We start from the raw sequence: 12,653 nt of genomic DNA, 5'->3' as shown, positions 1-12,653 counted from the left end.
AGTTCAATTGGCCTGCAGCAATGCCAGCAGCCGTTTTGCCTGAATTTTGTAGTCGTGATAATTTTGCACGTAGTGCTGCACCCGCATCGACATCTCCGACAGTTGTTCCGCCGCTAACGCCTCGTATTGCTGCTTCACATCAGCTGCATCCTTGTAGATTATACCCAGTTTAAACTCGCTTATAATGCCATCCGGATTAACCCGATCAGTGGTTAATATGGGAGTACCGACCGACATTGCTTCTAAAAAAGTATTGCTGAACCCTTCGTAGTGCGATGTATTGAGCAAAAACTTTGCGTGTGCTAAAAACGGCAACACTTCTTCACGGGAAAGAAAGCCTACGAATTGCACATTTGGCAATTGCCGCAACCGTTCCAAATAATCAATGGTATCCTGGTCGCATTTCGATTCTTCCTTCCCGGCAACGCGGAATGGTGTATCGGGCAGCAACGATGCTATTTCGTAAAGCAGCTTTAGGTTTTTTTGATATTGGTAAAGCCCGAGCCACGCAATGTAAGTGCGTTCACAAACGGACGGAATAGTTGGCTGCTGACGTAAAAAAAACGGATTGGATATTTTATTTATTTTTTTGCCCGGGAAGCGCTGCTTAATGATATTGTACTGGTAAGCATTCTGGCAAAGAATGCAATAAGCCATGCGCATACCCAGCGATTGGAAAAAGCGATGGGCACGTGAATGAGCCCTAAAAAAGCGTTCATCGATCAAAAAATCATTGGAGATGCGCAACACGTAGCGAACACCCAACATACGGCAAACGGCACCTATCACAAACGACTGCCAGGAAGGAATGCCCTGGTACAGGTAATCGGGCCGGGAGTTACGGATTTTGCCATAAATAAATGGCAAACGGTAGTACACCCAGCGTAGCCAGCGCACTCCCTTTTTATTGTCGTATAACGGCAAAAGCGTGAGGGTGGAACATTCTTCCTTAAGCACCTCGCTACCATCAAGTCGGGTGAGCACTTCCACATCCTGCCCTTGTTCACTGAGACCTCTAATCCAGCCAAAAGCCTGCACAGCGGCACCACCCGAAGGCCGCTCATTGCGTACCATTATGTTGATGATCTTGTCGTCGTAAAAAAGAAACTTAGCCATCTCTGTGCAAACTCATTAAGGGTGATCAATGAAAACGTAGCGCCTATACCTTTTGAACATTGTAAGTCAATTGCGCATCAGGCTGCGGTTCAAAATTTAGGTTGCCATTACCGGCTCTACTTCGGTGGTAACCGCTGCCTGTGTCTTATATAATTGTTGTAAAAAACGTTCAGCTATTCGCACATTTTCCACTACCGGGAGGGTCGCATCAAGCTGGTAAACAGGTACGCCCTGCTGCTGCATGTAGCTGGCAATTTGATCAAGCAGGTGCTGCCATTGATTGATGTCCACTAGCAACTCATCGTCCGATTTTCCTTTGTGCTGTGCAATTGTTTTTCTTCTGGAGCGCAGCCGTCTGAGGATCAAATCGGTGTTGGTTGTATTTAAATAAAAAATCGCCTGCGGCTTGGGCACCCATCCGAGGTATGCACCCAGTACGCCTTCCGCATCATCTGCTACGCCACCCAACAAAAAAGACTTTTGCAACAAGCCCTCATGTATCAGGCACAGGCGTCCCTTGCTTTCTTCGTTTATTGCCTGGTACCTGCAAAAATCCTGGAACAGGAAATATGCAGCCCGAAAACGCAAATCGGGCACAGTAGCATTATCCGAAATCAATTGCCAGCAATGGTCGGCAAGCGCCTGGTGCTTTTTGCTAAAGCGCAATCCAAAATCAACCGGCAAACTCCGCTTCAGGAGCTTTCCCGAAAACCGGTGCAACTGCATCCGCACATAATCCATTATGCCCCCACTGCCCTGCATTTGCCAGGCCACCGCTTCCAGGTATATCCACTTTGCTCCGGGGCGCCACCTGGCACAAAGCGCCTCATATACCGAGGTTTTGCCAACCCCCGGAGGGCCGATGATTTCTACCATATGAAACAAGTTTTAATTATTCGCTTCCGAGTATTCCGGTCAAGTTGATTTCGTTCTGTTGTGGCAGCGGCGTCGCTGGCACAACATGTTCATACGCCAATTTCCTTCCTGCCTGTGGCAAAGCCAGCACCAGGTACAACAGTGTCATGGCTGCGCCTTCTGTAAACCTGCCGGTAAGGGTGTACACCACGAACAACACAAAACAGAAAAACACAATCAGTTTATCCAGCCCGGTAACTGATGCCCGAAGGGCTTGCGCAAAAGCGGCAAAAGCCATGAGCAGGTATAGCGCCAGGCCAATAAGACCGGCCGAATGAATGATGCTTGGAATGTCGGCATGGAGGGTACGTTCACCAAAAACACCGCGGCCATAATTACCTGCGCTGTTCAGCGGTTCGTAGCCCACCCAGGGACTGTAAGCTTCGTATTCAAACAGGTCCTTGTAGATTAGTTCGTACTCAAAAAGCCGCTTTTCTTCCGACACTGCTCGTTCATCGAGATTGCGGACTTCATAGCGGGTTTGAAATTCGTCTTTGAAATCGGTTGCCGAATAAATGCCGTAACCCAGCAACAGCGCCAAGCCACCAAAAATGACCAATTGCCTGGCCTGCTTTTGTGCAAAAAATGCGATCAATGCAACAACACTACCCAGCACACTCAACAACATCACCGACCGCCGCAGGCTGAGCAAGACAAGTGTAAGGCTGATGATCAACAGGCCTGATAACAAAACAGTATGCTTTCCTTCAATCAACCGAAGCGACACCACGAACACAGCCAATGCCAATACATTGAATCCCGCACCATACATATTACCATACAGCACACCACTGGTAATGCCATACATGGGGTTGGGTGCATAGCGATAGGCAGTGCAAAACAGTACATTAACAATAAATAATCCCAGTATAAGTGTGGCGCAATGCGACAACTCGCGGAATACCACACCTTCTTCTTCGGTCTGGTACACTTCGGTGATCAGCGGCACGGAAAAGAACAGCCAAAGTACCGAAAACACTTGTGCACGAATGGCAACGAGATCGGTAACCCGGAGCAGCAAAAGCAGAAAATAAAAAAACAATAGCGCTGCAAACAAGTTGTTGCGGAAGAACATTCCGGAACGGGCAGCAGATGCCAGCAGCAGCAAGGTCATAGTGCTGTAGTAAACCGACGCGGACAGCGTTGGCTCGATCAGGTTATTTGCAAAAAACAACAAGGGCAGGTATATAACCGCCATTTTTGCTTTATTAACCAACAGGTAAATAGCAAACAAATAACTCGACAACTCTACCAATACAAAAAACAGGTTCATATGCTATTGTTTTCAAGTCAGCATTAATGTTGGTAAACCTCACGCAGCCGTCAATTCATGCTGTTCGATAATGGCCCGCAATTTTGCCGTGTTCACATTCCGTTTGATTTGAAAAACGGCCAGGTCTTTTGCAGAAGCCACCTCATCCAAAAACTCCAGCACTACGTGATAGTGTTGCCGGCGCCAGAAATCGTGAATCACGACCTTGGTGTCAGTCCACTCATACCGCAGTAACTTAAATACAGTGTACAGGCAACAGGCAACACGGTATCGGCCATCGATAAAAACAGCGTCCACCTTGCAAAGCGATGGATCAATACGATCCCAAACCGAAGCATAGTAATTGGCTGACGTTTGTTGTTCACCATTTGCCATAGGCCGCCCCCATTCATTGGTGTTGCCAAGGTTTGCAAAAAAGAAAAACAGCTTTTTATTCAAAGCCTTTTTTACAAGGCTTATTGTATTCATGTATTTATAAAATGCTTCGTTCGACTCGACCGAAAAAACCGTTTTCCCTTTACTGAGCATGTAAATGGTGGAGCCGCCAGATCCATACTCAAGCACCGTTTTAGGCGCCGCCATTGTTTTTTTAAACAATCGAAATTCAACCCGCCGCATGTGCGGCAAAAAGAATAGTACCGGAAACTTTTGCTTGAGTTTCCAACGCCAGTCTTTGCGTTTTAAAATGGTGCATGCTTTGAAAACAATTTTCGTAAAAATGGTCGGTGTCATCGCTAAGGGTTAAGGTTGAGATAGGTTGTTTGTAAGGTCCTAGGGTACTGTCTTGAATTGCATGGAGGTTAGTCCAAATCGCTGTTGCACAAGCTGTGAGAACTTCTGGTAAAACGCATCGCCGGAGAGGTGCTGTTGCACATACCGGATCGAACGCAACTGCATTTCGGCCAGCGTATGGCGATTGGCTAAAAAATGCTCCAGGGCGGTTACCAAATCTGCCACAGAATCGGACCGAACTACAAACCCGTTTTCCCCGTTGCGAATATTGAAACGGGCCCCACAAGTGTCCGTGCATATTGCCGGCAGTCCATATCCAAGCGCCTCTGTTACCGACACGCCATACTGTTCATCCCGGGCGGGAAGTACAAATATGTCGTGCGACAGGTACAAGTCTTTCATTTGCGCATATGGAACATTGCGTTCGAGTTTTACCATACCCTGCAAACCGAGCCGGCACACCACATCTTCCAATTCCGCATACTTTTTCATTTGGGTTTCCCGCATACACTCCCCAACAATGGTGAGTTGGAACTGGTATTGCTGGCTTAAAATCTTGGCGGCTTGTATGAGCAGCAAATGATTTTTCCGCTTCTGATGGTATTTTCCCACCATCAATATTCTTGGAAAACCGCTGTTCGCATTGTGCATTCCGTCTTCCGGCTGCACAGGCACCGGCAACGGCACATAGTACATATGCCGCATGCGGGCATTTGCCGATTGGGCTGCATCAACAATTGGCGTCATCCAGGCAGCGCCGAAAAAGCGGAGTGCCATTTTCCTTTTCAGCTTTGTCTTTGCGGTTAGCTTTCGCCGCAAATGTTCCTGTGTATAAAAAACGATCTTGGTTCGGGTAAATAGCGCACAGATTGCAGCAAGCACCGAGAACAATTTGAACGGGTCCCTGATGATGGCAATCTCGGGCCTCAGTTGCCGAAAGGCTTTCCAATAACCGATCGGGTTTGGGAAATAGTTGGGATGGTTTACACCGCCCTGCCCCACTAACCGCTCGAGCAATAGCGAAGCTTTGGCCTGCGGATAACGCACCGGCTGCACCAGGCTGTGGTCTTCGGTAAAACCTAAGCTCGCCACATGAAAAGAAACCTGGTGTTCCTTCTCCATCAGGGTTTTTACCGCCTGGTACTGGTTGGTATGAAAACGGGGAGCTACAAACAAAATCCGCATATCCGTATAATTATTTGTGCCTGAGTTTGAGAAATTTTACCGACATCATTACCGAAACAAGATTGGCCTGCCGGTGCCGCCGCAACCCGACCAGGAAAAAAACCGCCAAAGAACCGACAAATGCAATGGGCACCCACAATGCCATACCCAGCCAACCTTGCTGTGCTACAAACTGCGAAGCATAACAGGCAGCTCCCAACATGCAGCCTGCTGCAAGCATCGGTTGCAACCGATGCGACATAGGCACCATTTGCTGCTTAACCTTTTGGTGGAGCACTTGGCGCTGGCCTACAAAGAGCAAAAATTTACCAGCCAACAAACTGATGCACAACCCGGCGATGCCAAACCTGGATGCGAGGAACCAGCCAATACCCAAGAACAGGATAGCCGCTACTGTCGTGAGCATTACTTTGCGGCGAAGGTCAAGTGAAGCTGTGATGAGGAAGCCGTCGTGCTTGATAAAAATGTCCTGGATTACCATCAATAAAATCAGGGCATTGGCTACCGGCCCGGGATAAAAACCATCGCCCACCCATGCACTGATGAATGATTGGTTGAATAAGAGAATAACCACACCTGACGCAGCAGACATCACGTAAATAAAATCATTGGTTGTTTCCCTGACCCGGTTGATGCGTTCAAATTCACCGAGCCCTAACAACTTTCCTACGCCAGGCATCATGCCCAACACCATTTTAAGCATCAGCCCCTGCACGGCAAGCGGCAAAAAAGAGGCAAGCGCATAAGAAGAAACCAGCAATGGGCTTGCAACCAACCCCAACAACACTTTATCGGTATTGGATAGCAGCATATCGGTGGTAGAATTGGCCATATTCCAGCCACTCAAACGAGAAAAGGCAATTACATTTTTGAAATTTGTTTTGCCCAAACCAAACCAGGGCACATGTTTTTTTACCGTATTGTAAAACACGAAGCCAGTAACCAGTGTGATAAAAATTTGGACAACAGAAAGCCCGATCAATCCATAACCTTGTGAGAGCACTAAAACCTTTAATGATCCACCAAGGATCACGATAGAAGCCTTAAAACCCATACGCTTGAATCCAAGGTTCATGCCGCGCAGTACGGCATCAAAAAGATCGAAGATCCTTGAGAGCACCATTGAGCAAATCAGCAGCGAACTGGTGATCCGGATCAGACTATAATACTCGGGGGCCGCTTTTGTAATAATGGGAGCATACCAGCTCAATACGGAGCCGCCCAACAACACCAATGGCAAAATAAGGAGGGTTACATAAAATGCACTGGCAAGATCGGTACGCAATTCGTCTTCACCTACAACGTCTTTCTTTTTAGCTACCGTCCATTTCAGTGCCTGGGTAGCGCGGGTATCGGCCAGGCCGGCATAACCGGTCATTTGCCCCAACATTTTCCAAACGCCATACATGGCGCCACCCAAACCATTAACGATATACGGGCTTACGATAAGGCCTGTAATCTGTACCCCAGCAAAATCAATGATACTGGAAACCGAGTTGAGATAAGCCCGTTGTTTTAGGTTTTCGGCAGCAGGCTTTTTCGGAGGCTTTATTTTAATAGCAGTTGTTGTGGTATCAGTTCCGGTTAACATAAAATCCTGTTTTCTTAACTACAACTTATTCGATCAAACACTATTTCCATTCGTTCCAAAGCTGGCCTTTTACTTCGGTCAGTACATCTTGCAGCGGCTTTGCTGCGTCGATTGTAACTACCACTGAAGGTGCTGCAAAATGCAGTGCTTTGATGCCGTTAACTTTTTGGGTTAAAATTGGCAATGCAGCTGTTCCGGGCTTACGCTGGCGCAGCAATACCGGGTCGGCCACCAGTTTTATTACCAGGTCGGGGGGCTGAGCCACCGCCTTTTTGTGCACACGGTTTTCGAAAGATGCAATGGCCCTCAATAAAGGATTTTTGGCGCTGCGCAAATGCTGAAGTGCCGGGCCGTCGTTATAACCATGTTGTTGATTTTGCGGAAACCGGTCGCAAATAACCAGCATACCTTGCTTACGGGCTTTTGCAACAATCGCCAGTTTACGATTACGTTCGTTTGCAACAATAAGCGCTTCAATACAACGGTATATTAACTGCGACAACTTCACCGGTTTTTGCACCGTTGAAGCGGCGGGCACCGGTGCATTTTCACCAACGGTCTTTTTTTCTTTGCTAGTTCGGTTTCTCTTTTTCGAGGCGACCAGTAGTTGGCGTGATAATGAAAGGCCTCCTGCTCTACCCTTGCCCATGTAAACGGTACAGATGTCTATCTTCTTCTTAAACGTTCCCTGCAGGTCTGCAATTACGGTCGATTTACCTGAGCCATCGGCACCAATCAACGCGATTACCAAACCTCCGTTGGGATGTGTACGTTTCGCGGGTTTGGGCTGGCCCATTGCCCCCATCCATTTCCGGCGCCAAACGGCAACCATTTCGCGATACCATCGGAGCATGTTGCCTTCAAGTGGGCTAAATAATTTATGCGGCAACAAAGCCTTTCGAACATGGCTGCGTAAAGCAATGATATTGGCCCGGCTCAGGGGCAGTTCTGCAATACGGAAAATGGAAGGCTGTTGCAATTGAAAACACTCAATAGCGGCGGAAACATCGCCCGGCGTGCAGCGTTGTTTCAACCACTTATACTCGCGGAAGATATTTGCAGTGTACTCAGGCTTTTTCCCCAAACGAAAACGCAACACATCCCTATGGGTAGTTTTCAAAGCCAGCCGGATATATAAAAGTACCAGCTCATGTGCGGGGGCTATCCGGTATAAATCAAAAGCTGCATCATAAACCCTGGCAGCAAGTATTTGGTTGACAAAAGGAAGTTGATACCCTTTCAAAAACGCTTCGCCCAAAGTGAGGGCATAATGTGCATGCACGTGAATGATCTTTCCAGATGGCAGATCAAGGCCAATAAAATCGGCGATGCCTGGGTAAGCACGCCAGCCTGGCGCTACAAATTTTTTAAAACCCAGTTGCTGCAACAAGCCGGCAACCTCATTTTGCTGTAATGGGTCAAAAAGAATGTCCATATCCGTTTCGCCCTTCATGGATGCATCCAAATGCTCGCTGCTTTTCCAATGGCAATACCGGATATCGGCGGCATGCAATGCGTTGAGCAGGTGCCCAATCAGTTCTAGTTTATCATGGAGCGGCGCATTAACACGTACCGTATTATGCGGCACCACTGCTTCCACTGCCGATCCTATTTCATTTGACGGTTGTTCTATTGTGTGCATATACTCAAAGCCGTTTAGGTTGCCTGCTGCTTTCCATTCCTTTTTGAAGCTGCTACACCGCTGCCAGCGATGGTAATGCTGCAGCAAGCGGATCTTGCATGCGCCTGTATTCTTTATACCATGCTGCAAACAGGCTCAAGCCTTCGGCGATCCTGGTTACAGGCGCTATACCACATTCGGTTTCCAGCCGCTCAACATCGGCCCAGGTAGCCACCACATCGCCTTGCTGCATGGGCTTGAACTCCATGATTGCTTTTTTACCGAGTTGTATTTCCAATTCAGAAATAAACTGCATGAGTTCCACAGGCTCATTGTTGCCTATGTTATAGACGCGGTAGGGCGCAACCGACGAGGACGGGTCAGGCCTTTGCGGATTCCAATTGGCGGCAGCCGTTGCCGGACGTTTAACCAGCACTGCAATGGCTGCTACCACGTCATCCACATAGGTAAAGTCACGTTTCATTTGCCCGTTGTTGAATACCTGGATGGGCCGTCCTTCAGTAATGGCATCGGCAAAAAGGAAATAGGCCATGTCGGGGCGGCCCCAAGGGCCATAAACTGTAAAAAAGCGCAGCCCGGTAGTTGGCAGGCCATACAATTGGCTGTATGCATGCGCCATCAGTTCGTTCGACTTTTTGGTTGCGGCATATAGTGAAACGGGATGATTGGTTCCGTGACCCTCCGAAAACGGAACTACCTGGTTTAGTCCGTATACACTGGAAGAACTGGCATATATCAGGTGCCCTATTTTAAACTTGCGACAGGCTTCCAGAATGTTGAAGAATCCTGTGAGGTTAGAGCGGATATATGCGTCGGGGTGGCTGATCGAATAGCGAACGCCGGCCTGGGCGGCAAGGTTAATGCACACATCTATGTTGTGCCGGGCAAATAGGTCAAAAAGCCCTTCCTTGTCTTCGAGGTCCAAGCGTACAAAAAGGTAATTTTTGTATGAACTACTCTGTGCTTCCTTGCCCCATGATAATGTACTTGCATCAATACCGCTGGCCGATAGCCTGCCATATTTTAATTGCACATCGTAGTAATCGTTGATATTGTCTAACCCAATAACGCAGTGGCCTTGGTTGAGGAGCGCCTTTGTCAAATGATAACCTATAAAACCGGCGCTTCCGGTAATGAGTACAGTCATTCAAAAAGATTAAGCAGTGTAAAGAAATGGGACGGACGCCCTTATTAAGGCTAGGTGGCAATTGGATTATACAGCACGTTTCACAAGCCGGAGGTTTTCTTTACCAACCTCCACGTACATCATGTAGCCCAGTGTAGGTAGCATCACTTTTACGGTGTTGCGCCTTTCTGATACAATTACACCTTCGTGGCTTTGCAGTGGGCCACTAATAATATGTACCAGGTCATTCCGATGTACCTCTGCTCGTTTTACCTGTACATTGACGTACTCATTCAGCATATCGCGAATGGCTTCTATTTCGGCATCTTGCACCAACGCTGGCTTACCCATATTTGTAACAAAATGGATGACACCACTTGTGCTCAAAACAGGAACCAGTTCTTTGTCGCAGATCCGAACAAAAACATAATTGCGGAACAAGGGCTCTTCCACCAGCTTTATTCGATCACTCCACCGATGCTCCACCCGGTTTATAGGGCAGTATGCATGTATGCCGTTTTTCAACAGTGTTTCTGCTATTTTCTTTTCCCACCTCGACCGGGTGTAAACTGCGTACCAACGCTTTTCTTTTTTCATGCTTTCAGAGGTTTTCGGTTTTTTGGCGCAAGGCTTCGCCCATCTCAGCCCCATTTTGCTGGCTGAATTAAATTTTAGTTCTTACTAGCTGATTGGTAAATGCCGTACTAATTAAATGTCCGATCAAGCACTAAGCTTTGCGTGCCATTTCTTTTCCCATATAAGTACGATCGGCGTACACATTCCGGGTACCATACCCGTATCCATATCCATAACGGTTGCGTAGAAATCCTCTTGCCGTAATTGAGTTGAATACAATCATCGGCTGTTTCAACGCGTTGATCTTGTTGTTTTCTTCCAACATATCGAGCATGGTCTTAGGCGTATAACCGTGGCGAACTACAAACAAAGTTGTTTCGCAATGCTCGGTAAGTACATATGCATCTGTAAGCGGATCGACTGGTGCACAATCGACAATGACATATTCAAATTTTTCTTTCAGCTCGGCAAACAGTTGGCCTAGCCTGCCATTGAGGAACAATTCGGTAGGATTGATTTTACCGTCGCCAGCAGGCATAATTGAAAGATTTGGAATGCTGCCTACCGGATAGACCGCTTCATCAAAGGACATTTTTTCTGATTCAAGCAAATCGGCAACACCAGGCTTTTCCATCAGATTATACTGCTTGGAAATCATCGGGCTGCGCAAGTCCATATCTACCAGTACCACGCGCCGGCCAGATAAAGCAATGCTGGTAGCCAGATTGGAACTGACGAAGCTTTTGCCTTCGCCAGAAATGCTTGAAGTGATCAGCAGGTGTTTGCGGCGGCTTGGCCGGCTGTGCAGGGTTAGCGCGGCCCTTAGTTGCCTGAATTGCTCCGCGAGATAAAGCGGGCTATTGGTGCTTATAATCTGGCTTTCTTTTCGTTTCATCCTTACGATCTCGGCAATAACCGGAATGCCTGTGCGCTGTTCGATATCGGCACGGAACAGGACTTTGCTAGACAACACCTCACGCAGGTAAACAAGACCGATGGTCAGCAATAAAGCTAAAGCAGCACCCACACCAAAAGCAAAGGTTCTGTTGGGACTTACCGGTGCATTGGAAGCGTAGGCATGCTCAATCGTACGGCTTTCTGCTACAACAGCCGCGTGGGTTAGTGCGATCTCTTCACGCCGTTGCAACAGAAATGAATACACGTCATTTTTGATCGACTGTTGCCGGCTGATATCAAGCAGGTTGCGTTCGTTTTTTGGAATGGACTGCAACATGGCATTGTACATACCTGTGCGGCTGGTTAAATTATACATGCCGGCACGCATGGACTCACGTGTGTTTTGGATATTCTCCAGCACTCGTGGCCTCAGGTTCTCGATTTCATTTTCCAAAGAAAGCATGGAGGGGTGTCCAACCGGAACCGTTTTTTTCAGCCGCTCATATTGTATCTGTGCGTCAAAAAGTTTTTGCAGCAAGGACGATAAAAGTGGATCACGTACCGAGTTGAGCGAAGGAACAACACCGAGCTGGTTGTCTTTGGCCCGAACGAAGCGCTCCATCTCGGAAAGCATCGACATCTGCATTTCAAGTTCGGTTAAGCGCTTGTCATTTTCGCCTACAGATTGCAGGTAAAGCCGACCTTGCTCACTGATGTTCACTACGCCTTTTTGTGTTCGGAAAGCTTGCAATGATCCTTCTATAGAATCCAGCTCACGAACCACGTAACGAACCCGTTCGTCTACAAAAGCGAGTGTATTGGTCGCCATCCTGTTTTTTTCAGCAATGGTTTCTTGGCGGTATTCATTGATCAGTGCATTAAGGATGTCTTTTCCCCGCTCGGGCACGGCGTCCCGCAGGTTCAAATTCAACACCGTAGAAAGCTTGCTCGCAGCAGTTATTGACAACTCACCGGAAATGCGGTGCACCGTTTTTTGAACAGGCTCCAGTGTAAAGAATAATGCATTGCTGGTGGCCTGGGCGTAATTCGGGTTGGGAACAAAACGAAGGCTGCCAAAAGGAGTGGAAACCCATTCATTGGTCGGATAACGTTTCCCGGCCAACAGCACCGATTGATCCTTTTTGTTGTAGCTGAATTCCGCATCATCCACTTCTTCTACAATCTGCTCAGGATCTTTTGCCTGCACCATCAATGGCGAACTATTATATGCCGGCGCGGACCGCAGCATGCCTTTTTCAAACACTTCCGCATACAGGTGTAAGCTATCCACTACTTTGTGCAGCAGGTCTTTTGAACGCATCACCTCGATCTCGTTTTCAACAATTTTGCTGGGGCCATACACATGAAGTGCTTCAAGCACACGGGTGTCGTCGGCACCTTTCGATTCATCTTTTACCAGCACATTTGCGGACACCAAGTACACCGGCGTCTTCATTTTCAAAAAGGTGTAGGCGCCTCCGAGGCCGGCCAATAGCATGACAACAAAAAGCGGCCAGTACGGCAGATACCGAAACAGAATCGTACTTACCAGATTTTGTTCACGCGGGTCTTTAGCGGTTTTTTTGATTTCCATCGCAAT

At 47.7% G+C, this 12,653-nt stretch carries 10 protein-coding genes; all 10 read right to left on the bottom strand.

Annotated elements, in window-relative coordinates; all coding sequences use genetic code 11:
• Positions 1–3: 3 nt before the first annotated feature.
• The 10 genes from EPD17_RS08735 to EPD17_RS08690 all read right to left on the bottom strand — a co-directional run bounded on the left by EPD17_RS08735 (position 4) and on the right by EPD17_RS08690 (position 12,647).
• Positions 4–1,116, bottom strand: a complete 1,113-nt coding sequence (locus EPD17_RS08735; RefSeq protein WP_132053486.1) for a glycosyltransferase family 4 protein — start codon at positions 1,114–1,116, stop codon at positions 4–6.
• A 96-nt stretch (positions 1,117–1,212) separates the two neighbouring features.
• Complete coding sequence (locus tag EPD17_RS08730) at positions 1,213–1,992, bottom strand: hypothetical protein (RefSeq protein WP_132053484.1); 780 nt, start codon at positions 1,990–1,992, stop codon at positions 1,213–1,215.
• Between the two features lie 16 nt (positions 1,993–2,008).
• The gene (locus EPD17_RS08725) at positions 2,009–3,304 is read right to left on the bottom strand and encodes a hypothetical protein (RefSeq protein ID WP_132053482.1); all 1,296 of its coding nucleotides are present in this window, start codon (positions 3,302–3,304) and stop codon (positions 2,009–2,011) included.
• 39 nt (positions 3,305–3,343) lie between these two features.
• Complete coding sequence (locus EPD17_RS08720; protein WP_132053480.1) at positions 3,344–4,036, bottom strand: hypothetical protein; 693 nt, start codon at positions 4,034–4,036, stop codon at positions 3,344–3,346.
• Between the two features lie 39 nt (positions 4,037–4,075).
• A complete protein-coding gene (locus EPD17_RS08715; RefSeq protein ID WP_132053478.1) occupies positions 4,076–5,221 on the bottom strand; it encodes a glycosyltransferase in 1,146 nt (381 codons plus the stop codon).
• A 10-nt stretch (positions 5,222–5,231) separates the two neighbouring features.
• Positions 5,232–6,812, bottom strand: coding sequence for a lipopolysaccharide biosynthesis protein (locus EPD17_RS08710; RefSeq protein WP_132053476.1), 1,581 nt, complete (start codon positions 6,810–6,812; stop codon positions 5,232–5,234).
• Positions 6,813–6,852: 40 nt separating this feature from the next.
• Positions 6,853–8,454 carry a nucleoside/nucleotide kinase family protein gene (locus tag EPD17_RS08705; RefSeq protein ID WP_132053474.1) on the bottom strand — a complete coding sequence of 534 codons (1,602 nt, stop codon included), beginning with the start codon at positions 8,452–8,454 and terminating at the stop codon, positions 6,853–6,855.
• A gap of 52 nt (positions 8,455–8,506) precedes the next feature.
• Positions 8,507–9,601 (bottom strand): NAD-dependent epimerase, encoded by a 1,095-nt coding sequence (locus EPD17_RS08700; protein ID WP_132053472.1) that lies wholly within the window; start codon positions 9,599–9,601, stop codon positions 8,507–8,509.
• Positions 9,602–9,667: 66 nt separating this feature from the next.
• Positions 9,668–10,177 (bottom strand): transcription termination/antitermination protein NusG, encoded by a 510-nt coding sequence (gene nusG / locus EPD17_RS08695; RefSeq protein ID WP_165929570.1) that lies wholly within the window; start codon positions 10,175–10,177, stop codon positions 9,668–9,670.
• Positions 10,178–10,307: 130 nt separating this feature from the next.
• Positions 10,308–12,647, bottom strand: a complete 2,340-nt coding sequence (locus EPD17_RS08690) for a GumC family protein (RefSeq protein WP_132053468.1) — start codon at positions 12,645–12,647, stop codon at positions 10,308–10,310.
• Positions 12,648–12,653 lie beyond the last annotated feature (6 nt).

It is taken from the genome of Pseudocnuella soli, from assembly GCF_004347775.1.
In the GTDB taxonomy this organism is placed as follows: Bacteria; Bacteroidota; Bacteroidia; order Chitinophagales; family Chitinophagaceae; genus Flavisolibacter; species Flavisolibacter aquaticus.
The sequence above is the reverse complement of the archived record's forward strand: the minus strand, read 5'-3'. Positions and strand labels throughout refer to the sequence as shown.